Source organism: Planococcus donghaensis MPA1U2 (assembly GCF_000189395.1).
Classification (GTDB): Bacteria; Bacillota; Bacilli; order Bacillales_A; family Planococcaceae; genus Planococcus; species Planococcus donghaensis_B.
Window position 1 is genome coordinate 94,558 of the sequence record NZ_AEPB01000044.1, and the last position, 23,548, is coordinate 118,105.

The window sequence follows — 23,548 nt, forward strand, 5'->3', positions numbered from 1 at the left end:
ATATAGTAAATAGTTATTTCGATAAATAGTATAAACAACTCAAAGGAGAGATATTGATGAACGCAACTAAAGTATTAGACGCAAAAGGGCTAGCATGCCCAATGCCAATCGTAAAAACAAGAAAAGAAATGAAAACTATGGAAAGTGGCGAAGTTCTTGAAATCTTGGCAACTGATAAAGGCGCACAAGCAGATTTAGCTGCATGGGCAAAATCAGGTGGTCACGAACTTATGGATTCTCAAACAGAGGGCGATGTCTTCAAATTCTGGATTAAGAAAGGCTAAAAGATAGAGTAGAGGGTATCGGTACGATACCCTTTTCCCTTTTAGAAAGGTGATGTAAAATGAGCATAGATTTTATCATTGTTATATTTCTCATCGGCTTTATTGGTTCTTTTATTTCCGGAATGGTGGGAATCGGTGGCTCGATTATCAAGTATCCGATGCTACTTTATATACCAGTAATGCTAGGCTACACAGCTTTTAGTGCCCATGAAGTATCAGGTATTAGTGCCATTCAAGTCTTTTTCGCGACTATCGCCGGAGTATGGGCATATCGTGGGAGCGGCTATTTAAACAAAACATTGATCGCTTATATGGGTGGTGCGATTTTAGTAGGTAGCTTTATCGGTGGCTATGGTTCAACATTATTGTCTGAGCAAGCTATTAATATTGTCTATGCTGTCTTGGCAACAATTGCTGTAATTATGATGTTTATGCCTAAAAAAGGTGTGGATGACATTCCGCTTGATCAAGTTACCTTTAACAAATGGCTAGCAGCAGGATTAGCATTTGCTGTCGGAATTGCAGCCGGAATCGTAGGCGCGGCAGGTGCCTTTATTTTGGTGCCGATTATGCTGATTGTATTGAAAATCCCAACGCGGATGACAATTGCAACTTCGCTTGCGATTACATTCTTGTCGTCAATCGGTGCAACAGTTGGTAAAATTGTTACGGATCAGATTTTATATGGTCCAGCATCTATCATGATTGTTGCAAGTCTTATTGCAGCACCGCTTGGAGCTAAGCTAGGGCAAAAAATGAATACGAAATATCTTCAATGGATTTTGGCCTTACTAATCTTAGGTACCGCTATTAAAATCTGGTCAGATATTCTTTAACATATAAAAGAGGACGCCTTTTAAAGGGCGTCCTCTTTTATATTTCAGCGCTTTTTCCACTTATTGTTTCGATTCGGTCGGATGGATATGTGTAGTTTCCTGTTCTCTCGATTTGAGCGACTTCATACATAGCTAATGCTACTGACTTAGCTTCCACAGGTTTGTATTTTTCCATTTTCCCTTTCAGAAAACGACTATAAACAGGGCTTAACGATGCCGCAGCTTTTTCGCCTAACCGAAATTCTTTGCGATTACCTAGCAATAAAGAAGGTTGGAAAATATGGAGCGCGGTCAATCCTATTTTTTTCAACCGCAACTGCAATTGACCTTTTGTACGACTATAAAAAACTCTAGATGTCGAATCGGCGCCTAATGCTGTAATGACGAGAAAATTCTTTGCCTGCTGTGAGGCTGCTAATTCAGCCATTTTAAGAGGATAGTGGTAATCGACTTTTTTAAATGCTTCTTGTGACCCAGCTTTTTTAATGGTAGTGCCGAGACAGCAGTAAACATCATCTACATCAAAATATTTGGCGTATTCCTCCAAGTTATCGAAATTTGTAGTAACTTGCTGTAATTTTTCATGAGCGATTTCGAGAGGTTGGCGAACCAAAATGATAACTTGTGAATAATTTGAGCTGTTTAATAGGATATGAAGTAATTCTTTACCAACTAATCCGCTAGCTCCTGCTAGTAAAGCCGTTTTACTATTCATTGTGAACGACTCCTTTGTCTATGTTTCTTTAGCTTAAAATCTACTATACCCCAATTTACAGGAAATTGTCTTTTTGCTTTGATTCTTTCATTGTAGAGGTACAATAAGGGTAGGGTCAAAAAGAAAGGAAGACGCACATGAAACCAGTGATACTTGCTGAAAAACCAAGCCAAGCAAAGGCCTATGCTGAAGCGTTCAAGTCCACAAAACGTGATGGTTTTATTGAAATTGCACCAGACCCGATTTTCCCAGAAGGCGCATATATCACATGGGGAATTGGACATCTTGTGGAGTTAAAAGAACCGAAAGCTTATGATCCGAAATGGGGAAAGTGGTCATTAGCTGCTTTGCCAATTTTGCCGAACAACTATCAGTTTCAAATAGCACGAGGCAAAGCTCAGCAATTTGGCATCATTAAAAAGTTGATATTTCAAACCGATACGGTCATCAATGCGTGTGATGTTGACCGGGAAGGATCTAATATATTTTATAGCATCTATTATCATACAGGTGCTAAGAACAAAAAAATAAAACGCCTATGGATTAACTCACTAGAAGCAGATGAAGTCAGAAAAGGGTTTCAAGAACTGCGGGACAATCACCAAGACTTATTACTATACCAAGAAGCCAAGGCGCGTCAAATCAGTGATTGGCTTGTCGGTATGAACGGATCTCGTTTGTATTCGTTATTGCTTCAAGAAAAAGGCATACGCGAAGTATTTGCAATCGGTCGTGTTCAGACGCCAACGGTTTTTCTGATATACCAACGGGAAAAAGAAATCGAAGCGTTTGTGCCAGAACCTTTTTATGAAATCGAAGGGCTGTTTGTTGCAGAAAAAGGACGTTACAAAGGCAAAGTGAAGTTGCGTGCCAAAGAGCGTAAAGAAGCAGAGGAATTGCTCGCTAAGCATGCGATTGGAGCAAAAGAAGAGGGTGTTGTGACACAAGTCAAAACGACAGAAAAACGCACGCCACCTCCACAACTGCATTCGTTATCTACTTTGCAGGCAGCGGCCAATCGCAAGTGGAAATACAGTCCGGCGAAAGTGTTATCTGTCATGCAAGGCCTATATGAGAAAAAATTAGTGAGTTACCCAAGAACCGATACGCAACACATTACGCCTGGTGAATTTAGTTATTTGGCAGTACAAGTTGAGAAGTACCAACAAATCATCAATGCACCGTTTCCAATCGCGTCAAAAGCCCCTAAAAAACGTTTTGTAGACAGCGCTAAAGTTCAAGAGCATTATGCGATCATTCCGACCAAAACAATACCGACCGCACGCAAAATCGAAGGCTTAGCAAAAGACGAGCGTAATTTATATGAAGAAGTATTGCGGACAACATTGGCGATGTTTCATAAAGATTATCGGTATGCAGAAACAAAAGTGACAACTGAAGTTAAAAGCTTACCATTTTTCACAACCGGCAAAACAGAGCTTGAAAAAGGCTGGAAAGAGCTGTTTGCTGTTTCTAAAGAAGCAAAGCAAGAGCCTTCATTGCCACCATTGCGTGAGCAAGAGGCTGTTAAGAGCAAAATTGATATAAAAGAAAATATGACAATACCACCAAAACCTTACACAGAAGGGCAACTGATCGCGATGATGAAAACATGCGGAAAGCTTGTTGAAGACGTAGAGGATACCGAAATCTTGAAAGAAATTGAAGGGCTCGGTACGGAAGCAACAAGAAGTGGCATTATTGAAACGATCAAGCGTCATGAATACATTTCAGTCACGAAAAACATTGTTTCGATTACGGGAAAAGGGCGTATTCTATGCCAGTCTATTGAAGGTAATTTATTGTCCAGTCCATCGATGACGGCAAAATGGGAAACGTATTTAAAGAAAATTGGACGCGGGGAAGGTTCAGCTGAAGTATTTTTAGCTACTATCGGCAAATTTATTCAAAAACTGCTCGACGAGGTACCAGCTCAAATGCAGAAAAATGGATTGCCAGAAAAATTAGCAACGCCTGATGCTAAAGATGAAATTGCGCTTTGCCCAAGATGTAAGAAAGGCATGATTGTTTCGAGAAGAGGCTCTTATAATTGCACGGAATATGAAAATGGCTGCAAGCAATCTTTTCCTGCGACGTTCTTGAAAAAAAGACTAACCGCCAAGCAAATTGAGTATTTGTGTACGAAAGGCAAGACGCCCGTTATTAAAGGATTTGTTTCGAAAAACGGAAAAAAATTCAATGCCAAGTTGATACTAGAAGACGGTAAATTGAAAATGGAGTTCTGAAGTTCATTTGGTTGCAATAACCCCCGGCTTTCTTCGATAATCAATGAGAGAGTAAAGTAACCGATCTGAAAGAAAGGGAGTTTCGTATGAACTATAATTTTGATGAAATTATTAATAGAAGAGGCACTTACTCTTTGAAATGGGACGGAGAAGAATTGATCAAGCAGTTTGGTTTAACAGAAAGGTACGATGAAGACACGATTCCGTTATTTACTGCAGACATGGATTTACCAGTACCTCAACCTTTAGTAGAGGCATTGCATAAAACAGTCGATCACCGGATTTATGGCTATTCTGTTTTTCCAGATGAATATTTTGATGCGATTCAATCATGGATGCAAAAGCGACATGATTGGAAAATAGAGAAAGAGCATATTGTTTACAGTCCAGGAACTGTTCATGCATTGAGTATTGCAGTTAAAGCATTTACAAATGCGGAAGACGGCATCATGATTCAACGCCCTGTCTATCCTCCCTTTACTTCTGTAATTGAAGGCAATAATCGGCATGTCGTAAATAATGCTTTGAAAAAAGATGACGATGGCTATTATTCAATCGACTTTGAAGATTTTGAAGCAAAAGCAAAAGAGGACAATACGAAAATGTTTATCTTGTGTAATCCTCATAACCCAACAGGGCGAAACTTCAATGAAGATGAACTAAAAAGAATGGCGGCTATATGTCATAACCATAATGTCTTAATTGTGGCAGATGAAATTCATGGAGATTTGCTTCGTCGGGGCGAAAAATTTGTGCCAATGGCAAAAGTAGCCGAGCACACTGACCACATTATTACGTGCACAGCTATCAATAAAACTTTTAATGTGGCTGGACTTCATTGTACAAATATCATCATCTCTGACGAAGAGTTGCGAACTAAATTTTCTACTGAAATGGGCATGCAACTAGCATCTCCATTTGCTATTGCGGCGTTAATTGCCGTTTACAATGAAGGCGAAGACTGGCTAGAGCAGTTAAAGGACTATGTAGATGGCACGATGGCTTATATAAAAGAGTTCTTAGCTGAGCGCATGCCTGAAGTAAAAGTAGCTATTCCTGAAGGAACTTATATTATGTGGTTAGATTTCGGTGGTTACGGCATAACAGCTGAAGAAATTCATGATCGCATATATAACAAAGCAAACGTCCTACTTGAGGATGGTAATATGTTTGGTGAAGAAGGAGAATTCTATCAACGAATTTGTACGCCTTCTCCGCGCCCATTAATAGAAGAAGCTTTGGAAAGAATAGCAAAAGAATTTGAAAATATTCCCGGGGTAAACATTGGAACTAAAGTAAATAATAAGTGAATGCTGATTTCTTTATCTTTGATATGATATTTAGTATGATGAATGTACTTGGGAAATAAGAGCGTTTTTAATCTGAGAGGAAGTTTCAATTAGCAACGGTATTTTTTCAGGTGATCGCTACTTTTATATCTTGGTTAAATATTTCAGACAATAGAGCTGAAGTAAAAGCCGAAAAGAATGCCTTGAAACAAGGGCAGTTCTTTTCGGCTTTTCTATTTTCTGAAAAAGGAAGGACGTGGTCGTTATTTATTACTTTATAGATCATAAGAAAAAGAAGATTCACCAGCGACAGTTTGCAGGAGACCGGTGCGGTTTTGTAGAGACCCCTGTAGAAAAAAGGGAATTTACTGACCAAGTTGAATATATTCAACAGCTTGAGACAAAAGATTTATATGAAACGTGTAAATATTGTCAGCAAGCTCAAAGCATTAGTGGCTAGAAAAGGTATATTTATAAATAAGCTAGAAAAAATGCCATAGATAAGCTCAGATTATCTGAGTTTATCTATGGTTTTATAAGCTGGAATTTGTTATTTAGTAGGTTCTAGTAATAACAAAATATAGCCTTTATCAGTGGTAAAGTTCCAATCAAGAAATACTTCTAAAATAGGCTGCTTCAAAATAGCTTCAATCCGAGTTTGTAACAGTAAGCGCCGTTCTAAAGGACGCTTAACTAACTTCAGTTCTTCAGTAAATCCTCCACGAATAAGTTCTTTTTCAATTTCGACAAAAATTCCGGTACGCTCGATCAATAATGTGCGGCTGTTGAGCCAGTACAAATCAGTTTTCTCAGGAATTTTTTGTGCTTTCCGACTAGCTTCCTCCACTTCCTCGAGAACACTTTCCACTGGAACAGCTGAATCCCACTCAAATTTATTTGCTGGAGATTTATCGGTCATGACAGCAAGAATCATTCCCGACTGATCATCCAAATTCCAATCTGCATAAACATCTTCAATATCTAATTCGCCAATTTTCCATAAATCCAATTTAATATCTACAACCAATTGATTCATTAAAAGATCACGTGTTTCTAATACTCTGCGATGTTCTTGCTGTTTCAGTAGAATTTTTTCAGGCGAAGATAAAAACCCACGTAAGTGGATAGTGATAAAGGGAGGCTTGACGGTTACAAATACTGAAGTAGGACCTTTTCCAAAATGGTTACGCAGTAGAGTAGAAATATAGCTGCCAACTTCAGTATGAATTTCTTTTTCGTTAGGCATGAGGCAGTCTCCTTTTCTTAGTTATAGCATCATAAGCTGCAATCTCTCTTCAGTATATCTAATTAAACATAGACGGAAAAAGAGGAGTCTGTCTAGTGTGCTTTATTATATGGCAATTGTGTTGTTGTGTCCAAAAGGATTGAATCGACTAAAAAAGAGTTACGTACTTAGAAATATATAGGTTGATTAGTTTAATAGAAAATCACATTTCGTACTTTCCTTTTAATGGAACAAATAGTACGTGATTCAAAAGTGTGATGTGAATTTTGTCTTCAGCGTCTTTTTCAATCAATTGAAGTTGTTGGCTGACGGAATTTCCTACGGGAATCACCATTTTCCCTCCTCGATTTAGTTGTTCAATTAACTCTTTTGGAACTTCAATAGCTGCAGCAGTAACCATTATTCGGTCAAAGGGAGCATGCTCTTTCCAGCCAATGCTGCCATCGCCTAATTTGAAATGAATATTATTGATATTTAATTGAGCTAATCGTTCTTTTGCACGATTGTATAATTCTTCAATTCTTTCAATTGTATAGACGGCTCCTGAAAAAACTGCCAATAATGTGGTTTGAAATCCTGAGCCTGTTCCGACTTCTAACACTTTATGGCATGGCTTAAGATCGAGTGCTAAGGTCATTTCGAGAACAAGCGATGGCTGTGAGATGGTTTGTTCAAATCCAATAGGAAGAGCATGGTCGAGTGACGCAAGATCTTTATTGGAATCCATGAAGTAGCTACGATCCATTTCTCTAAAATAAGCAATAATCTCTTTTCTGCGATTTTCCATCTTCTTTCCCTACTTTCTTTCCTTACGGAAATAATGAGCAAAGCAGTGTTTAAATCATGCATTTTCTGAGAGGTATTGTTACAGTAATTTTAAGTGGAAAACAGCATGCTGTATAGTATTTACTCCGGAGTTTTAAAGGAAGGAGGTTGTCATTATGACTCATCAACAAATGACCATCGAAACAATTGAAAAAGGAATTTGTTTAAATGAAGAAAATTGGGAAGTCGCAACTTTAGGAATGGGCTGCTTTTGGGGGCCAGATGCGCGATTTGGGAGTATGGCGGGTGTTATGCGAACGCGTGTAGGATTCGCAGGTGGCACGACTCCAACGCCTAGTTACCGAATGATGGGCGACCATACAGAAACGCTTCAAATCGAATACGACCCGCAAGTGATCAGCTACGCAAGTATAGTAAAGGAATTTTGGCGTAATCATTATCCAAATCGTGATAATTACAAAGGAAGACAATATATTTCTTTACTTCATTATCATACCGATCAACAGCGACAAACAATTGAGACAATCCGAAAAGAAATGGAAGCAGAACTGGGAGAGTCAATTGAAACAGAAATTGCTCTTTTTAGTCAGTTTACTTTGGCAGAAGAGCGTCATCAAAAATACTATTTAAAGCGTTACCCAAAAGCGCTTGATCAGCTGGAAACGCTTTATCCAAATAAGGGTATGTTAGTAGACTCGATTTTTGCTGCGCGATTAAACGGATTTGTGAAAGGTTTCGGTACAAAAGACAGCTTGCGAAAAGAGATAAATCAGTGGAGCATTGGAGAAACCGAGAAGACTTTTCTAACATCGCTTTTTTTATCGTTAAAATGGTAAATAAAATAGCTTGAAATGAGAGAGGAGGGACGGTATCAATGGATCAAACTACAATGATTATGGCTTTAGTGCCAATCTTTCTTATTCAACTTGCTTTAATGATTTTCGCTTTAGTGGACTTAGTGAAAAACCCTAACCCAAATGGACCGAAATGGATGTGGGGCATCATTATTGTTGTTATCAATCTTATTGGGCCCATTCTATACTTTGTTATAGGGAGGAAAAATTATTGAATATCGTAGAAGTTGAAAACCTCACAAAACGCTATGGAGGAGAAACAGCCGTTGAAGAGCTTTCTTTTATATTAGAGAAAGCGACTGCTACGGCATTGATTGGTCCAAATGGTGCCGGAAAGACAACAAGTTTATCGATGCTGGCTAATTTGTTATCGCCGACCAGCGGGAAGATCATAATGAAAAAAGATATATCCATTGGTTTTCTTCCTCAATATCCACAATTTTTTCCATGGCTAACAGCGATTGAATTTACAGAATTAGCAGCCAAAATAAGTGGAGTCGATATTAAACAAGCAAGGTTGCAGTCCATAAAAACGTTAGAATTTGTAGGTCTTGAAAATGCTATACATAAAAAAGTTGGCAGCTTTTCAGGAGGCATGAAACAGCGGCTAGGTCTTGCGCAAGCGATTGTTCACCGGCCCGAATTGCTTTTACTAGATGAACCCATCTCGGCATTAGATCCAACAGGGCGCAGAGAAATCATGAATTTATTAAAATCGTTACAACAAGATACGACTATTTTGTATTCTACTCATATTTTGAATGATGCGGAAGAAATGACAGATCAGCTATTATTCATGAGAGACGGACGTTTGATTGAACAAGGTTCTTTGAAAGATGTTAAGAAAAAACATGCAGCTCCGTATATTCAAATAAAATTCGGAAACTCTACTTATGCGTTAGAGTTCGTAAGCAATCATACATGGAAATGTGAAGTTAAAGAAAATTTAGTTCTACTACCCGTTTCTGAAACAGGCCCAACGATGCAGGACGTTCTGTATGTCCTATCTACAGAAAAACAGGATATTATAGGAGTCGAGTTTCAAGATGCATCTTTAGAAGAAATCTTTCTGAAGGTGGTTGCAAATAAATGAAACAATTTCTGTTGCTATTAAAAAAAGAACAGCTAGAAAATATACGTAATTATAAAATATACTGGATACCCGCAATTTTTATTCTTTTGGGCATAGTAGAACCCACTACAAATTATTTTCTTCCGCAAATTCTTGAGTCTTCTGGGAGCTTGCCAGAAGGAGCGGTATTTGAAATGCCGACACCTACACCGGAACAAATGTTAGCAGCAATTATGGAGCAATTCCAAACGATTGGGATAGCGGTGCTAATTTTAGCTTATATGGGAACAATAGCAGGAGAGCGGAAAAGTGGAACTGCTACTTTGTTGTATGTTCGACCACTCTCATTTAAAGCCTATTTTTTAAGCAAATGGACGACGGCATCTGTTATTTCTCTAGTCAGTGTATGGCTAGGTTTTTTGGCGGGCTATTATTATACATTCTTATTTTTCGGGGAAGTAGCATTGATCAAAGTTTTGCAACTGATAGGAATATATAGTGTATGGGTGCTATTTATTATGGCCCTTGTCTTAGTTGCAAGTGCCATTGCACCGAATAGCGGATTTGCAGCAGCCATTGCATTTGGCACGTATTTGATTATCCAATTAATCGATGGGTTATTCGGCCTAAACTGGACTTTGTCACCCGTAAAAATTCCGCAATATGGAGTAGAGTGGTTAACAGGTTCTCCTAATAGTAGTGTGTGGGGAGCTATCGGAATAGCCATTCTTCTTACATTACTTTTGTTTGCTCTAGGGAGTTGGACAGCAAAAAGAAATAAAGCAAAGACGAAAGTATAGTATGGAGTTTCATGATAAGAGTGTGATTAGGTAGTCTTCGGTTCAACTGTTAAAATAGCATAAAGGAGCTGGGAGATGTGTTGCACCATGTGGAACTTAACGTTTCGAATTTAGTAGAATCCAAATCTTTTTACAGCAAACTATTGCCACTTCTGGGCTATTCATTATTTCAAGAATGGGAAGAGGGATTTAGCTATAAGGCAGGTCCTACCTATCTGGTTTTTGTCCAAACAGAAGAAAAGTTTTTACAAATTCCATATCATCGCAAAGAAACAGGATTAAATCATTTAGCATTTCACGCATCGTCACGTGCGCAAGTAGACGAAATGACTGAAAAGATGAAGCAATTAGGGGCACGGATTTTATATAAAGATCTTCATCCTTATGCGGGTGGACCAGATTATTATGCGGTTTTCTTTGAAGGACCTGATCGCTTAAAAATAGAAATTGTCGCACCAGATGAAACAATCAGCAATGCTTAAGGTTTATATACGATGTGGTTAACAAAATTAGAGTCGAATAGAGGCTAATTGAATATGAAGAAACTTGTAATAATTATTTTGTTCGCGCTAGTCATATGGGGCGTTTTTTGGAGCAATAATAAATGGTTAGAAACCACCGAATATACAGTAGTATCTGAAGAGTTACCTGAGGCTTTTGACGGGGCAAAAATTGTCCAAATATCCGATTTGCACAATGCGACTTTTGGGAAAGATCAATCCTCTTTAATAAAAAAAATACAATCCGCTAAACCTGATGCGATTTTTTTAACAGGCGACTTTATTGACAGCAATCGCTATGATTTGTCAGCGAGTTTGGTGTTAGTAGATGAAATAGTGAAGATGAGTAAAGTCTATTTTGTTACGGGAAACCATGAAATAGCTTCAAACAAGGTGGATGAAATTACAGCTGCTTTGCAAGAACGCGGTGTGATTGTTTTGGCGAATGATTCAGTAGAGTGGGATAAAGATGGCAGTACGATTCAAATTGCGGGCATTGACGATCCGCTAAGTGAGCCTGCAAGACATGGGGACGAGGTAACGCAGGATTATCTTGAATCTGCTCGTTTGACCGATGACTTCACGTTATTGTTAGTACATCGTCCTGAATATTTATCTACCTATGCTGAAGCTGATGTGGATGTTGTTTTTGCTGGACATGCTCATGGCGGTCAAGTTCGTCTTCCTGGAATTGGCGGCTTATATGCGCCAGGCCAAGGGTGGTTTCCAAAAGTAACGGAAGGAATTTTTGATCAAGGTTCATCCCAAATGGTCGTTAGTCGCGGACTCGGGAACAGTAATTTCCCTCTCCGAATTTTCAATCGTCCTGAAATTGTTGTGGTGACATTGGAAAGAGAATAAGGATTGTAGAGTAAATACAAGCAAGGAGGTCGCCTCTAATGATTAAAAAAAAGGAAGTTACATTGCATCGTTACTCTTCGAAACGTTCAATAGATTATGATTTACCAATCGAGCAATTGGAATTTACACGCTTACCTAAAGAAATCGTGGAAAAAGATGCTAGTGATCCGTTAAAGCATTTCATTATCATCAAAGCACGTGGAGAAGATGCGGGTTTTTTTGAGTTGGATGAATCTGAAGATCGAAAGAAATACTCCGATAATCCGAAAGCTTTGTTGCTTAGAGGATTTTCGGTTAACCCAAAATTTCAAGGAAGAGGAATCGCAACGGGATCTATTTCCGCGCTTCCAGAATTTATGGAAGCGGAATTTCCGGATTTCGGTGAGGTGGTGCTAGGTGTTAATGCACGTAACATACCAGCTCAACGGCTCTATCAAAAAGCTGGATTTACAGATACCGGCAGACGAATTATGCGCACTAAAGGCGAACAATATGTGATGTCTTTATCCATTCCAAAATCCAAGTAAGAGCAGTTGTGCTTTTGCTTGGTTTTTTTTACTCGAAATACAAGTGTTTATGTAAACTACATCCGGGATTAAAAGACGAAGAACAAGATGGGCATGTAGAGGAACAGGTTAAATACTCGGTAACGGTTAATTCATGCCCACAAGTGCCGCATAAAATAGCTTTTTCATCAAATCGGTCAGTTGGCCAAACGCGAGGCTCTCCACAACCTCTAGCTTCGTGACATTCAAAGCAAGGGAAATATTCTTGGCAACAGAAAAACTTAATGGCAATTCGGTCAATAGGCGAGTGATAGTGAATACAACGTGTTTCAGCATCTACATTGATGCCTTTTACTTGTTGATGATGGGGCATATCAGTTCCTCCTTTAAAAAAGAAAAATCCTCTTAATTTAAAATAATCAGTTTGATTGATATGGTTCAGTTTCTTTCTATGCTACTATTAAAAAGACAAAACTACGAATCTAATTCTTCGGGGCAAGGTGAAATTCCTTACCGGCGGTGAGCAGGAAACTGTAAGTCCGTGACCCGGTTGAACGATGGCAAGCATAGGCCACTATGTTTAAAGCGTTCAAGCGGTGGAGCTGGTGAAATTCCGGCACCGACAGTTACAGTCTGGATGGGAGAAGAATTTAGAAATCGGCTTTGTTATGTGCCTCTTCTTTTCAATGTGTTTAAATTGAAAGGAGGAATTTGTATGACCAAACACCTTTATCAGGGAGCAGTCTCTGGAAATACAAATCAACGGTCTTTAACCCTGCTCATTTCCACTATGGAAAAAGAGCTTCTTCAAGGTACGCAAAATTGCCATCCAATTGGCCAACTTGATAAAGAAGCAGGGCACATTATGTTATGGATACAAACCCTTCTGCAATATTCTTTCCTCACCACCCATAAGCCCCATGGTGGAAAGCACCCGAAAACTTGTAAGACCCCAATTGAATATGTTTTTGCGAACAGAATGGAGGAGTGTGCCTAAATGTTTACAGGTATTGTTGAAGAACTTGGTCATGTTGCTTCCGTTCGCTCTAAGCCACAAGCAATGGAGTTGACCATTTCCTGTGTGCTAATTTTAGAAGACGTTAAACGTGGAGATAGTATTTCCATTAATGGCGTTTGTTTAACTGTATCGACTTTTACTTCTACTACCTTCACAGTTGATGTGATTCCTGAAACGGTCAAATCTTCGACGATGAAGGAATTGAAAGCAGGTTCCCGGGTAAATCTAGAGCGCGCTATGCCTGCTAATGGACGTTTCGGCGGCCACTTTGTAAGTGGACATATTGATGGCGTTGGCGTGATTCGGTCTGTGAAAAAAGAAGCGAATGCGATCACCAAAACAATCGAAATTGACCCTCAGCTGATGAAATATATGATGCTAAAAGGATCAATCGCAGTAGATGGTACTTCTTTGACTATTTTTGCACTTGGCCATAACGCAGTGACCATTTCACTTATTCCGACAACGCAAGAAGATTCGTTATTAGGAGAAAAAGGCATTGGCGAAAAGGTCAATATTGAATGTGACTTACTAGCAAAATACACCGAGCGAATTCAAACAGTAGAGCCGAAAATTAGCAGAAGTTGGCTAGCAGAAAACGGATTTTAAAAGGAGGCGCAACACAAATGTTTTACACGGTAGAAAAAGCCATTGAAGATTTAAAGAATGGTAAAGCCATCATCGTAATTGACGATGAAGACCGAGAAAATGAAGGTGATTTTGTTGCTTTGGCAGAATTCGCCTCTCCTGAAATCGTCAATTTGATGGCGACTGAAGGACGAGGATTAATCTGTGTACCTATTGCAAGATCAATCGCTCAAAACTTGCAGATTGGTCTTATGACGGATCACAATACAGATGAATATGGTACAGCTTTTACAATCAGTGTGGATCATAAAGATACGACGACAGGAATCAGTGCTTTTGAACGTTCTCATACAATTATGAGCTTAGTTAAGTCAGATGCCAAAGCTACGGACTTTAAACGCCCAGGCCATATCTTTCCTTTAATCGCAAAAGATGGCGGCGTTTTAGAACGGACAGGACATACTGAAGCAGCAGTAGATTTAGCGAAGCTTGCAGGTTCACCTCCAGCAGGTGTTATATGCGAAATTATGAATGCTGATGGCACCATGGCGCGTGTTAACGATTTGTTACAAGTATCAGAACGTCTAGGTCTTGGCATTTTGACGATCAAAGATTTAGTAACGTACCAACAAGAACAACAAAACATGACAACTTATTAATCTACTAGAGGAGATGGATTGCATGACTGTACATTTTGAAGGATATTTAAACGGTGAAGGCTTACGAATTGGAATTGTAGTTGGTCGTTTTAATGAGTTTATTACAAGCAAATTATTAAGTGGAGCAGAAGACGCTTTAAAACGTCATGGTGTTGGAGAAGATGACGTTTCGATTGCTTGGGTACCTGGCGCTTTCGAAATACCACTTGTAGCTAAAAAAATGGCAATGAGCGGAAACTATGATGCCATTGTTACTTTAGGAACAGTTATCAGAGGTGCCACTCCTCATTTTGATTATGTTTGCAGTGAAGTTGCTAAAGGTGTATCAAGAGCAAGTGACCATGCAGATATCCCAGTAATCTTTGGTGTATTGACAACAGATTCGATTGAACAAGCAATTGAACGTGCAGGAACAAAAGCAGGCAACAAAGGTTGGGAATCGGCAGCAGGCGCCATTGAAATGGCGAACTTGATGAAAAAATTATAATTTATTGCTCCTGGGCTTATGCTCGGGAGTTTTTTTGAGGTTAAAAAATGTAATTTGGGGAATGTGTGATATAGCGGGAATTACTTAAAGGAAGTTTGTTCGAGAAATATCAATTGAAATAAGGTGGAGAAATAATGGACAAAACCATTTATCTAATTAGGCATTGTCAAGCGACTGGGCAAGCGCCAGAAGCCGAACTTACAGAGGTTGGCAAAAAGCAGGCAAAGGATTTGGCAGAGTTTTTGAACCAACGGAAAGTTGATCATGTTGTTTCGAGTCCATTTATGCGAGCGATACAATCTATTGAACCAACGGCTAAACAAATGGATTTGCCAATCACCATTGATGGTCGCTTAGCTGAACGCATATTAAGTTCGGAAGATCTGTCAGATTGGATGGAGAAGCTAGAAGCGTCATTCGAAGATGAGGAATTGAAGTTTGTTGGAGGCGAATCGGGTAGAGAAGCAACAACTCGTGCAATAGCAGCATTACAGGACATGAAAGATGGTACCGCTGCGGTAACTCATGGAAACTTGCTAGGGTTACTGTTAAAAAGTATCGATTCTCAATATGACTTTTCAGCATGGGGGAAATTGACCAACCCAGACGTTTTTAAAGTAGAAATAACTAATGGACAAACATCGGTAGTCCGCTTGTGGCAGTAATTACATAGAAAAACTGACAGCAGTTGTGCTGTCAGTTTGTTAGATGAATATTATTCAAGTGTATTTCCTTCATTTGGAATCGGGTTGTTTTTAAGCATTCCTGCAAAATGATACGTATTGTAAGCAAGTCGTCTAATCGCTTTTTTAGTAAACTCATTATCTTTTTTAGTATCCATATATGATGGCCCAGGTCCTGCTTCGCCAACCCAGTAAGCATCGACATTTGGGGGTACAACAAATCCGATATGAGAAAAGGCGTATAGAACAGAAGCGGCTGCATGTTTCGCACCATCTTCGTTTCCAGTAATCGCTACACCGCCAACTTTATTGTAGAAAATAGATTGTCCTTTATCGTTAGTCACGCTACTGCTCGCATAAAGACGCTCGATAGTTTGTGTCGCTAACGAACTTTTTTCTCCAAGCCATAAAGGGGTACCGATAATTACAATATCTGCGGCCATTACTTTTTCAAAAACTTGTGGCCATTCATCCCCTTCACCCATATCTGGTTGAACACCATGGGCAACAGCATAATCGGCTAAACGAACAACTTCAGATTCTACACCTAATTGATTATAGTGAACTTGAACATCGTTGATAAACTCTTCCGTATGGGAAGGTTCCTTTGAGCCTTTTAGTGAAGTATTGATAAAAAGTGCTTTAATTGGTTGCATCAAATCGCTCCTTTTAGTTAGTCAGGCTCATGTATAAAAGTGAATGACTAGCTTGTCTTATAGTTTGCCTGCTGATTATGTGTGAAGTTTGAATCACACTATAAGTTCTTTATTCCCTTTTAAATTGAATATATGCAACATTCAACTAAGTTTTTCGTCTGTAGAAAAGAGGTGCTCTAAATGAAAAAAACAAATCTTATGCCATATATCCTTATTTATCTTTTATTATTGATTAAAGTAAGTGCTTTTCGTGTGCTTATTTTTAATGAGAAATCTATAGCGCACATTATTTTAATCGAATTTCCAATGTGGGCATTGATGCTATCGCTTGTTTTATTAGTTGCCCGTAAAAGAATGTGGCGAGCAGTTTGGGTATTTAATCTGCTGGTCTCACTCATTTTTTTTACAATCACTTTATATATGCGTTACTATTCGACCATTCCTTCTTATTACGACTTGCAGCAATTAACGCAATCTAGCTCTGTTGGTGGCACCATTACAATGCTCTCAAATCCATGGGATTTCTTGTTTTTCCTCGATGCTTTAGTGCTTTTCCTTTTGGCACGTCGCTGGAAAAAGCCAGTAAAGCTAGATGCTTTGAAACATGTAGCGGTTAGTATGGCAGCAATTAGTGCTATTACTGTGGTCTATGCTCTTCAGCAATCGATTATCGATGTTTCTTATTTTGCGAAGGAACATGGCTATTTGCAGTCGCAAGTAGCTCAATTGTACAATCGGTCGACAGATAGCGCGCATGCCTCTTCAAGCAAATTAACAGAAAGAGAATTAGAAGAACTAAAAGGCAATAAATTTGTAGAAGTTTCTGAGCATGATAGTTTTGGAGTTGCTGAAGGACGCCACTTATTCATCATACAAGTTGAATCTTTACAAGAATTTGTTATAAACAAGTCATTAAATGGACAGGAAATCACGCCCAACCTTAATCAGTTGTTGAGTGAAAGTGCTTATTTTTCAAATGTATTTCAACAAGTAGGAGCCGGCACAACTTCTGATGCTGAGTGGATGGTTAATACAGGACTTTATCCACAAGGGATGATTCCAACATCAAATAGCTTGTCCGGAAAAGAAGCACCTTCGTTAGCACGAGCATTAAAAGAAAAAGGTTATGGATCGGCAACGTATCACGCTGATGAAGTGACATTTTGGAACCGTGATGTGCTTTATCCAGTGCTTGGATACGAAGAAGTTTTTTCGAGTGAAGACATACCAAACGTCAAAGAAGTTGGCTTTGGACCAGCAGATGAAGTATTGTTCGATTTTGTGGCAGGTGAATTACCGCGACAACTCGAAACGTATGAGCGAATTTATGCCAATATTGTTACGGTCACTAGCCATACACCATTTGAAATGCCTGACACTATGCAATATTTAGATCTTCCTTCAGAATATGAAGAGATGTATATCGGCAATTATTTGCAGTCAGTTCGTTATGCTGACGAGCAAATTGGCTCATTTATTCAAGAACTAAAAGACAAAGGGATTTACGACGAATCGTTAATCGTTATTTTAGGTGACCATTCAGGTATGCACGGCAGTTTAGTGACAGATGAAGATCGTCAATTGTTAAGTGAATTTTTGGGCCATGAATATTCGTTAAAAGATCAATTCACCATTCCGCTGTTGTTCACAGGAGGAAATCTTTTTGAAGAAAAGGAAATGACCCGCCTTGGCGGTCAAACCGATATTATGCCAACGGTACTCGCGTTGCTCGGAATTGATCACGACTATCCGATGATGGGGCATAACTTATTTCAATACAAAAAGAATTTACTGGGTATGCGCTACTATATGCCAGGAGGCTCTTATATCCAGTCCGAACAATTTTATAAAGCACCAGGTGCTAAGTTACCGGATATTTTATATGATTTAGAAACTATGGAGAAACGCAGTAAAAACAGTGCAGCTAAAAAACATTTCAAAGATACAGAAGTATTGATGAATTACGCGGATACGTTATTAAAAGTTTATACAGAGTAAGAATTCCCATAATTCAAGAAAAGCTGTTAAAGTAAATAGTAAGTATGCACGAGGGGAGAACGTGAGTCATGGTAAAGGAATTTGAAAAAGAAGTAATGCAAGCGATGGATAAGATGTTTGAAAGAGAAATGAAAAAAGTAAACGATTCTCTTGAGCAGGAACTGTTGATTTCTTTAATCGGTGAAGTAAATGCTGGAAAATCTACAACTGTCAATAAAATCATTGGAGAAGATATTGCTAGCACAAATCCGATGCCAGGGGAAACGGTCAGCGTCGATCCTTATAATATTAGAGGATTAGAAAACATTAAATTTATGGATACACCTGGATTAAATGACCCAAATGACGAAAACCCTAAAAAAACCTTGGAATTTGTTCAGAAGTCCGATGTAGTTTTGTTTTTCCTTAACGCTGCAGGGACAGTGTTTTCTGAGAGTGAAAAAGAAAAGTTCAATGAAATTGAAAAGCATAACAAAGATATTTTGATCGTTTTAAATAAAATCGATGCCGCAGAAGATGTTCCATCTATTGTTAAGTTTATAAAACGACATACTGCCAGTAAATACAAAGTCATTCCAATTTCATCCAAAACAGAAGAAAACTTGGATCTTTTAAAGAAGGAAATTCTTTTTTTGCTCGAAAAGAAGGGTAAAGACTTGCTCTTCGCCAAAAGCATAAAAGAAAAGTCCGCTGCTGCTAATCGATGGATTATTGGTGCAGGTGTTTCAGCAGGTGTAATAGGCGCATCACCGATTCCAGGTTCTGACGTATTGCCGCTTACTACGTTACAAGCGGGCTTAATCATTAAATTATCCAACCTTTACGACAAGCCATTAACGAAAAAAGCAGCAAAAGACATGATTGTTGTGACTGCGACGAAAACAATCGGTCATACCATTTATCGTCAGGCGCTAAAATTTATTCCGGGAGCGGGTTCGATTATTGGTGGAACGGTTGCCTCTTCTATGACTTTAGCACTCGGATACGGTGTAAAATACGCATATGAAAACAATATTGACATTGATTACGATATGATTGGTTCTTTGTTCGAGAAATTGAAAAAAAATGAACAAAAAGCATAAAGATTGTCAAACCGCTCTTCTTTTTTAGAAGGGCGGTTTTCAATTTTCTTGCGTCTTTCGGATTTGTCATTTAACTTTAAGAGAAAGATAGACGGAGGTGCGGGATGAGAATATTGGTCGTAGAAGACAACCCGAGTGTTAGTTCCATGCTGGAACTGTTTTTTTCAAAAGAAGGCATTAACGGGGAGTTTGCAGCAGATGGACTAGAAGGTTACGAAAAATACAAAGAAGGTGGACATGATTTACTAATTCTAGATTGGATGCTTCCAGGAATGGATGGTATTGCATTATGCCGCAAAATTCGGGAAGAAGGAAGCTCTGTCCCAATTATTATGTTAACTGCAAAAGACAGCGAATCCGATCAAGTTATTGGTTTTGAAATGGGGGCAGATGACTATGTCACAAAACCATTTAGCCCTTTGACATTGATGGCGCGTATAAAAGCCGTAACAAGAAGAGTTCAAAAGCCAGAACCTGTGTCAGACTTAATTCAAACCATCCATTTTACTGTTAATAAAGAAACACGCGATATTTCGAAAGATGGACAAGCAGTTGATAGCTTAACGCCAAAGGAATTTGACTTGTTGGTGTTTTTTTTGCAACACCCGAAGCAAGTATTTAGCCGGGAACAACTTTTGGAACAAGTATGGGGTTATCAATTTTATGGAGATGAACGAACCGTAGATGTTCATATTAAACGATTACGCAAAAAGATAGATGGAGGGGACAAGCTGTTCCATACAGTATGGGGAGTTGGCTATAAATTTGAAGAACACACGAATTAAATATTTTTACCAACTGATTGCCAGCCACATGAGTATTTTATTGATTGCTTTTTTGATTTTGAGTATTTTATTTGTTCGTTTTGTAGATGATTTTGCTTATGCTGAAAAGGCGGAAGAACTGGAAAACTACGGTGGACAGATTATTAAAGAGCTTGAGCAATCACGCCCAGGAACCAATCTGCAATCCTACGTCTCTATTTTAAAAGCGCAAAACATTAGTTTTATCGTTTTTGATCAGCAAAGTCGGATTATGTACCCGGTGTCGGGTTCTTTCCCCCCTGTAGAGTTGACGCCAGAAGAATGGAACGTTATTGAACGAGGAGAGACATTGACTGTTAACCGGGACGTTGAACGATTCGAACTTTCAGTAACATTTGTAGCGATGCCGTATTTCGAAAACGAACAATTAGCTGGAGGGGTTCTTCTTGCTGCTCCTGTTAGCGGTGTAAGTGAAATGATTGCCGAGTTGAATAAAACTTTAGTCACTGCCGTGTTAATTGCGCTAGCGATCGCATTGTTGCTTAGCTTAGGTTTATCTAAAATGCATGTTAGCCGAATCAAACGCATGCGAAAAGCGACATCTATGATAAGTGAAGGCCATTACGATGTGAATTTACCAGAATCAAATTTCGATGAGTTTGGAGATTTGGCGCATGACTTTAATAAAATGGCTGCTAAACTTCAACAATCTAACGAAGAAATCGATCGACTTGAAAATCGCAGACGACAATTCATGGCAGATGTTTCGCATGAAATGCGTACCCCTTTAACAACAATAGCAGGAATTATGGAAGGCTTGCGCAACAATATGATTGAAGAAAATCAGCGAGAAAAAGGCATTCGTTTGGCAAGTGAAGAAACAAAACGGCTCATACGTTTAGTAAATGAAAACTTGGATTATGAAAAAATTAGATCTAATCAGGTGACATTAACAAAAGAAGAAATTGAAGCGGACGAGCTTTTAGAGATTATTCAAGAACAACTTTTCCTACAAGGAAAAGAAAAGGGCAACCAAATTGTTATTCAACCAAATCCTGGAGATGTTATTTATGGGGACATGGATCGGTTAATCCAAATCCTTGTGAATATTGTAAAGAATGCTATTCAGTTTACTGAAAACGGCATGATTACCATTTCAACTCAAGCGGAAGCAGAGCAAATGAAAATAACGGTAGAAGACACTGGCGCAGGTATTGATGTAGAAGAAATTGACCTTGTGTGGCGCCGGTTTTACAAAGCAGACATATCACGTGGAAGTGGACAATTTGGACTCGGTTTATCCATTGTTAAACAATTAGTGACCCTTCATGATGGAGAAATACAAGTTGAAAGTAAAAGTGGGCACGGAACAAAATTCATCATTTATTTACCACATAAAAATGAGCGAAGGTCATAACCTTTAGCTCATTTTTTCGTGTAGAAAATTTTATATGTTTGTTAAAACTCTAGTCATAGTTTATTCATAATTGCTTGTTAAGCTAGAAATAACGAATAGGAAAAGAGGAAATGAAAATGAAAAAAATGATTTATATTTCGATTGGTGTGTTAGCGGCAACCGCTATTTTTATATTAGCTGCTTTTAATGGGGATGAAACGGTCGCAAAAGTAGGAGACAAAGAAATAACAAAAGAGGCGTTATATGAAAAATTAGTGGCTACGTCAGGAGCAGCGACACTTGATGCAATGATTTCTAACGAAGTGGTCAATCAAGAAGCAGAAAAAGCTGAAGTTGAAGTGACACAAGAAGAGATTGATGCAGAAATGGCTGTTTACGAAGAGCAATATGGTGGTGCAGAAGGACTTGAACAAGCACTTGCTTCAAGTGGTATGTCGATTGCAGATTTAGAAGAAGAAATGAAAACCTATTTGAAAGTAGAGAAAATCATCGGACCCGATATTGAAATAACAGATGAGCAAATTAGTACTTATTTCGAAGAAAACAAAGAAACTTTTGCACAAGCTTCAAAAGTAGAAGCAAATCACATCTTAGTAGAAACGCAAGAAGAGGCAGATGAAGTAAAAGCAAAACTAGATGATGGTGATGATTTTGCCGAACTAGCAGCTGAGTATTCAGTAGATACAAGCAATGCTGAGGACGGTGGCGCGTTAGGAGAGTTTGGCGCAGGTGAAATGACGCCCGAATTTGAAGAAGCCGCGTTTAGTTTAAAAGTAGATGAAATAAGTGATCCTGTAGAAACAGATTACGGTTTTCATATTATCCAAGTCACTGGTAAAACAGAAGCAACAGAAGCTAATTTAGAAGATAGTAAAGAACAAATAAAAGAAACTTTGTTTGATGAAGCGTTAAATACACAATACGCAGCATGGTTAGCAGAAAAAACAGAGTCTTATAACATTGTTAACGAATTAGCAGAATAAGGAGGACGTAAAGATGGGTTATTATAATTCAACCGAAACAAAAACAAACAAAAAAGGCTATTTTGCTTCAAGTTTCACAGGGTTGATTGCTGGAGCGTTATTAGTAGGTGTTATTTTGCCAAGCGTGACGGATGGAGAAGTTGGAAGTGCGACAACAGCCTCAACAAATCAGGCTGTTAGCGGATTGCAAACAACATCTACAGTGGTTACTTCAGATGTAACAAAAATTGTAGAGGAGACATCTAGTGCCGTTGTGGGTGTTTCTAATTTACAAGTTGCCCAGCAAAATCCTTTCGCTTCGCAAACGGGTGACCAAAAAGAGTCACAAGAAGCAGGTGTAGGATCGGGTGTTATTTATAAAAAAGATGGCGATATGGCTTATATTGTCACGAATAATCACGTAGTAGAAGGTGCTCAAGATGTGATGGTCACTTTGGCGGATGGCACGGAACTGGATGCCGAAGTGCTTGGAACCGACATTTGGACCGATTTAGCTGTCTTAAAAGTGCCAGGTGAAAGCATTGAGACCGTTGCAGAATTTGGCGATTCATCTGTTTTACAAGCAGGAGAACCCGTTATTGCTATCGGGAATCCATTAGGTCTCCAGTTTTCTGGCTCTGTCACAACAGGTGTTATTTCAGGAACCGAACGCTTAGTACCACTTGATATTAACCAAGACGGGACAGAAGACTGGCAGTCAGAAGTTTTGCAAACAGATGCAGCCATTAGCCCCGGAAACAGTGGAGGCGCATTAATAAATGCACAAGGGCAACTGATTGGCATTAACTCGATGAAAATTTCGCAAGATGCAGTAGAAGGAATCGGACTAGCGATTCCCATTAACACTGCCATTCCAGTTATTTCAGATTTAGAAGCTGAAGGTGCTGTACATCGACCATCTATGGGGGTATCCATTTTAGATTTGGCTGAAGTGCCGGCGCAATACCGTATGAGTCAATTAAACTTACCTTCAGAAATTGAAGGTGGGATTGTCGTTCAATCAGTAGTAGAAGGCTCAGGAGCAGCATCTGCAGGGATGGAACCATATGATGTCATCGTCGAATTGGACGGGAAGTCAGTAAATTCCGTTTTAGAACTTCGACAGTATTTGTACAATGAAACAGAAGTCGGAGACACATTAAAAGTGAAAGCTTATAGAAATGGCGAATTACAAAACTTCGAACTAACATTAACCGAGAATAATTAATCATAAAAAAG

At 38.9% G+C, this 23,548-nt stretch carries 27 protein-coding genes, 1 pseudogene and 1 riboswitch; of the genes and pseudogenes, 23 read left to right on the forward strand and 5 right to left on the reverse strand.

The window, feature by feature from the left end:
- The first annotated feature begins 56 nt into the window (after window positions 1–56).
- Together GPDM_RS13175 and GPDM_RS13180 are read left to right on the forward strand one after the other, a co-directional pair.
- Window positions 57–284, forward strand: a complete 228-nt coding sequence (locus tag GPDM_RS13175; RefSeq protein ID WP_008432098.1) for a sulfurtransferase TusA family protein — start codon at window positions 57–59, stop codon at window positions 282–284.
- 59 nt (window positions 285–343) lie between these two features.
- Window positions 344–1,120, forward strand: coding sequence for a sulfite exporter TauE/SafE family protein (locus GPDM_RS13180; protein WP_008432100.1), 777 nt, complete (start codon window positions 344–346; stop codon window positions 1,118–1,120).
- 37 nt (window positions 1,121–1,157) lie between these two features.
- Here the strand turns inward: GPDM_RS13180 and GPDM_RS13185 are convergent, their stop codons facing one another.
- Window positions 1,158–1,835 (reverse strand): NAD(P)H-binding protein, encoded by a 678-nt coding sequence (locus GPDM_RS13185; protein ID WP_008432101.1) that lies wholly within the window; start codon window positions 1,833–1,835, stop codon window positions 1,158–1,160.
- Window positions 1,836–1,972: 137 nt separating this feature from the next.
- Here GPDM_RS13185 and GPDM_RS13190 point away from each other — a divergent pair, with 137 nt between their 5' ends.
- From GPDM_RS13190 to GPDM_RS13200, 3 genes are all read left to right on the forward strand, one after another.
- A complete protein-coding gene (locus tag GPDM_RS13190; RefSeq protein WP_008432102.1) occupies window positions 1,973–4,081 on the forward strand; it encodes a type IA DNA topoisomerase in 2,109 nt (702 codons plus the stop codon).
- 86 nt (window positions 4,082–4,167) lie between these two features.
- Window positions 4,168–5,391, forward strand: coding sequence for a MalY/PatB family protein (locus GPDM_RS13195; protein ID WP_039863420.1), 1,224 nt, complete (start codon window positions 4,168–4,170; stop codon window positions 5,389–5,391).
- Window positions 5,392–5,626: 235 nt separating this feature from the next.
- Entirely contained in the window at window positions 5,627–5,830 is a 204-nt protein-coding gene (locus GPDM_RS13200; protein ID WP_008432106.1) for a hypothetical protein, read from the forward strand.
- 90 nt (window positions 5,831–5,920) lie between these two features.
- Here the strand turns inward: GPDM_RS13200 and GPDM_RS13205 are convergent, their stop codons facing one another.
- Both GPDM_RS13205 and GPDM_RS13210 read right to left on the reverse strand, forming a co-directional pair.
- Entirely contained in the window at window positions 5,921–6,616 is a 696-nt protein-coding gene (locus GPDM_RS13205) for a Na-translocating system protein MpsC family protein (RefSeq protein WP_008432107.1), read from the reverse strand.
- A 202-nt stretch (window positions 6,617–6,818) separates the two neighbouring features.
- Complete coding sequence (locus GPDM_RS13210) at window positions 6,819–7,403, reverse strand: protein-L-isoaspartate(D-aspartate) O-methyltransferase (protein WP_008432108.1); 585 nt, start codon at window positions 7,401–7,403, stop codon at window positions 6,819–6,821.
- 154 nt (window positions 7,404–7,557) lie between these two features.
- Here GPDM_RS13210 and msrA point away from each other — a divergent pair, with 154 nt between their 5' ends.
- The 7 genes from msrA to GPDM_RS13245 all read left to right on the forward strand — a co-directional run bounded on the left by msrA (window position 7,558) and on the right by GPDM_RS13245 (window position 12,016).
- Entirely contained in the window at window positions 7,558–8,238 is a 681-nt protein-coding gene (msrA, locus tag GPDM_RS13215) for a peptide-methionine (S)-S-oxide reductase MsrA (RefSeq protein WP_008432110.1), read from the forward strand.
- Between the two features lie 38 nt (window positions 8,239–8,276).
- The gene (locus tag GPDM_RS13220) at window positions 8,277–8,471 is read left to right on the forward strand and encodes a PLD nuclease N-terminal domain-containing protein (RefSeq protein WP_008432112.1); all 195 of its coding nucleotides are present in this window, start codon (window positions 8,277–8,279) and stop codon (window positions 8,469–8,471) included.
- Entirely contained in the window at window positions 8,468–9,349 is an 882-nt protein-coding gene (locus tag GPDM_RS13225) for an ABC transporter ATP-binding protein (RefSeq protein ID WP_008432113.1), read from the forward strand. Before GPDM_RS13220 ends, GPDM_RS13225 begins: the two co-directional genes overlap by 4 nt.
- On the forward strand, window positions 9,346–10,128 hold the full coding sequence (locus tag GPDM_RS13230) for an ABC transporter permease (RefSeq protein WP_008432115.1): 783 nt from the start codon (window positions 9,346–9,348) through the stop codon (window positions 10,126–10,128). Before GPDM_RS13225 ends, GPDM_RS13230 begins: the two co-directional genes overlap by 4 nt.
- A 77-nt stretch (window positions 10,129–10,205) precedes the next feature.
- Window positions 10,206–10,610, forward strand: coding sequence for a VOC family protein (locus GPDM_RS13235; RefSeq protein ID WP_008432117.1), 405 nt, complete (start codon window positions 10,206–10,208; stop codon window positions 10,608–10,610).
- 54 nt (window positions 10,611–10,664) lie between these two features.
- Complete coding sequence (locus tag GPDM_RS13240; RefSeq protein ID WP_008432119.1) at window positions 10,665–11,489, forward strand: metallophosphoesterase; 825 nt, start codon at window positions 10,665–10,667, stop codon at window positions 11,487–11,489.
- Between the two features lie 38 nt (window positions 11,490–11,527).
- Window positions 11,528–12,016: a GNAT family N-acetyltransferase gene (locus GPDM_RS13245; protein WP_008432121.1), complete on the forward strand. Its 489-nt coding sequence runs from the start codon at window positions 11,528–11,530 to the stop codon at window positions 12,014–12,016.
- Between the two features lie 28 nt (window positions 12,017–12,044).
- Here the strand turns inward: GPDM_RS13245 and GPDM_RS16510 are convergent, their stop codons facing one another.
- Window positions 12,045–12,368, reverse strand: coding sequence for a CHY zinc finger protein (locus GPDM_RS16510; RefSeq protein ID WP_008432122.1), 324 nt, complete (start codon window positions 12,366–12,368; stop codon window positions 12,045–12,047).
- 109 nt (window positions 12,369–12,477) lie between these two features.
- Window positions 12,478–12,648, forward strand: a riboswitch (FMN riboswitch).
- Window positions 12,649–12,710: 62 nt separating this feature from the next.
- On the opposite strand from GPDM_RS16510, the gene GPDM_RS13255 reads away from it, so the two are divergent.
- From GPDM_RS13255 to GPDM_RS13275, 5 genes and pseudogenes are all read left to right on the forward strand, one after another.
- On the forward strand, window positions 12,711–12,992 hold the full coding sequence (locus tag GPDM_RS13255; RefSeq protein ID WP_008432124.1) for a hypothetical protein: 282 nt from the start codon (window positions 12,711–12,713) through the stop codon (window positions 12,990–12,992).
- Window positions 12,993–13,622 carry a riboflavin synthase gene (ribE, locus tag GPDM_RS13260; RefSeq protein ID WP_008432125.1) on the forward strand — a complete coding sequence of 210 codons (630 nt, stop codon included), beginning with the start codon at window positions 12,993–12,995 and terminating at the stop codon, window positions 13,620–13,622. It begins immediately after the preceding gene.
- 17 nt (window positions 13,623–13,639) lie between these two features.
- Window positions 13,640–14,248 (forward strand): annotated as a pseudogene (gene ribB, locus GPDM_RS13265) (3,4-dihydroxy-2-butanone-4-phosphate synthase); the annotation flags it as partial.
- A 34-nt stretch (window positions 14,249–14,282) separates the two neighbouring features.
- A complete protein-coding gene (gene ribH / locus GPDM_RS13270; protein WP_008432128.1) occupies window positions 14,283–14,747 on the forward strand; it encodes a 6,7-dimethyl-8-ribityllumazine synthase in 465 nt (154 codons plus the stop codon).
- A gap of 134 nt (window positions 14,748–14,881) precedes the next feature.
- On the forward strand, window positions 14,882–15,412 hold the full coding sequence (locus tag GPDM_RS13275; protein WP_008432129.1) for a histidine phosphatase family protein: 531 nt from the start codon (window positions 14,882–14,884) through the stop codon (window positions 15,410–15,412).
- A 50-nt stretch (window positions 15,413–15,462) separates the two neighbouring features.
- Here GPDM_RS13275 and GPDM_RS13280 read toward each other — a convergent pair whose 3' ends face one another.
- Entirely contained in the window at window positions 15,463–16,086 is a 624-nt protein-coding gene (locus GPDM_RS13280) for a flavodoxin family protein (RefSeq protein ID WP_008432131.1), read from the reverse strand.
- Between the two features lie 180 nt (window positions 16,087–16,266).
- On the opposite strand from GPDM_RS13280, the gene GPDM_RS13285 reads away from it, so the two are divergent.
- From GPDM_RS13285 to GPDM_RS13310, 6 genes are all read left to right on the forward strand, one after another.
- Entirely contained in the window at window positions 16,267–18,084 is a 1,818-nt protein-coding gene (locus tag GPDM_RS13285; protein WP_008432133.1) for an LTA synthase family protein, read from the forward strand.
- Window positions 18,085–18,152: 68 nt separating this feature from the next.
- Complete coding sequence (locus tag GPDM_RS13290; RefSeq protein WP_008432135.1) at window positions 18,153–19,166, forward strand: YcjF family protein; 1,014 nt, start codon at window positions 18,153–18,155, stop codon at window positions 19,164–19,166.
- Between the two features lie 104 nt (window positions 19,167–19,270).
- A complete protein-coding gene (locus tag GPDM_RS13295; RefSeq protein WP_008432136.1) occupies window positions 19,271–19,951 on the forward strand; it encodes a response regulator transcription factor in 681 nt (226 codons plus the stop codon).
- On the forward strand, window positions 19,932–21,347 hold the full coding sequence (locus tag GPDM_RS13300; protein ID WP_008432137.1) for a sensor histidine kinase: 1,416 nt from the start codon (window positions 19,932–19,934) through the stop codon (window positions 21,345–21,347). Before GPDM_RS13295 ends, GPDM_RS13300 begins: the two co-directional genes overlap by 20 nt.
- A 116-nt stretch (window positions 21,348–21,463) precedes the next feature.
- A complete protein-coding gene (locus GPDM_RS13305) occupies window positions 21,464–22,330 on the forward strand; it encodes a peptidylprolyl isomerase (protein WP_008432139.1) in 867 nt (288 codons plus the stop codon).
- A 13-nt stretch (window positions 22,331–22,343) separates the two neighbouring features.
- Window positions 22,344–23,537: a S1C family serine protease gene (locus GPDM_RS13310; RefSeq protein ID WP_008432140.1), complete on the forward strand. Its 1,194-nt coding sequence runs from the start codon at window positions 22,344–22,346 to the stop codon at window positions 23,535–23,537.
- Window positions 23,538–23,548 lie beyond the last annotated feature (11 nt).

Bases quoted from the DNA above. Each gene is read 5' to 3' on its own strand.
- GPDM_RS13175 (WP_008432098.1), top strand. From the start codon at position 57: ATGAACGCAACTAAAGTATTAGACGCAAAAGGGCTAGCATGCCCAATG.
- GPDM_RS13180 (WP_008432100.1), top strand. From the start codon at position 344: ATGAGCATAGATTTTATCATTGTTATATTTCTCATCGGCTTTATTGGT.
- GPDM_RS13185 (WP_008432101.1), bottom strand. From the start codon at position 1,835: ATGAATAGTAAAACGGCTTTACTAGCAGGAGCTAGCGGATTAGTTGGT.
- GPDM_RS13190 (WP_008432102.1), top strand. From the start codon at position 1,973: ATGAAACCAGTGATACTTGCTGAAAAACCAAGCCAAGCAAAGGCCTAT.
- GPDM_RS13195 (WP_039863420.1), top strand. From the start codon at position 4,168: ATGAACTATAATTTTGATGAAATTATTAATAGAAGAGGCACTTACTCT.
- GPDM_RS13205 (WP_008432107.1), bottom strand. From the start codon at position 6,616: ATGCCTAACGAAAAAGAAATTCATACTGAAGTTGGCAGCTATATTTCT.
- GPDM_RS13210 (WP_008432108.1), bottom strand. From the start codon at position 7,403: ATGGAAAATCGCAGAAAAGAGATTATTGCTTATTTTAGAGAAATGGAT.
- msrA (WP_008432110.1), top strand. From the start codon at position 7,558: ATGACTCATCAACAAATGACCATCGAAACAATTGAAAAAGGAATTTGT.
- GPDM_RS13220 (WP_008432112.1), top strand. From the start codon at position 8,277: ATGGATCAAACTACAATGATTATGGCTTTAGTGCCAATCTTTCTTATT.
- GPDM_RS13230 (WP_008432115.1), top strand. From the start codon at position 9,346: ATGAAACAATTTCTGTTGCTATTAAAAAAAGAACAGCTAGAAAATATA.
- GPDM_RS13240 (WP_008432119.1), top strand. From the start codon at position 10,665: ATGAAGAAACTTGTAATAATTATTTTGTTCGCGCTAGTCATATGGGGC.
- GPDM_RS13245 (WP_008432121.1), top strand. From the start codon at position 11,528: ATGATTAAAAAAAAGGAAGTTACATTGCATCGTTACTCTTCGAAACGT.
- GPDM_RS16510 (WP_008432122.1), bottom strand. From the start codon at position 12,368: ATGCCCCATCATCAACAAGTAAAAGGCATCAATGTAGATGCTGAAACA.
- GPDM_RS13255 (WP_008432124.1), top strand. From the start codon at position 12,711: ATGACCAAACACCTTTATCAGGGAGCAGTCTCTGGAAATACAAATCAA.
- ribE (WP_008432125.1), top strand. From the start codon at position 12,993: ATGTTTACAGGTATTGTTGAAGAACTTGGTCATGTTGCTTCCGTTCGC.
- ribH (WP_008432128.1), top strand. From the start codon at position 14,283: ATGACTGTACATTTTGAAGGATATTTAAACGGTGAAGGCTTACGAATT.
- GPDM_RS13275 (WP_008432129.1), top strand. From the start codon at position 14,882: ATGGACAAAACCATTTATCTAATTAGGCATTGTCAAGCGACTGGGCAA.
- GPDM_RS13280 (WP_008432131.1), bottom strand. From the start codon at position 16,086: ATGCAACCAATTAAAGCACTTTTTATCAATACTTCACTAAAAGGCTCA.
- GPDM_RS13285 (WP_008432133.1), top strand. From the start codon at position 16,267: ATGAAAAAAACAAATCTTATGCCATATATCCTTATTTATCTTTTATTA.
- GPDM_RS13290 (WP_008432135.1), top strand. From the start codon at position 18,153: ATGGTAAAGGAATTTGAAAAAGAAGTAATGCAAGCGATGGATAAGATG.
- GPDM_RS13295 (WP_008432136.1), top strand. From the start codon at position 19,271: ATGAGAATATTGGTCGTAGAAGACAACCCGAGTGTTAGTTCCATGCTG.
- GPDM_RS13305 (WP_008432139.1), top strand. From the start codon at position 21,464: ATGAAAAAAATGATTTATATTTCGATTGGTGTGTTAGCGGCAACCGCT.
- GPDM_RS13310 (WP_008432140.1), top strand. From the start codon at position 22,344: ATGGGTTATTATAATTCAACCGAAACAAAAACAAACAAAAAAGGCTAT.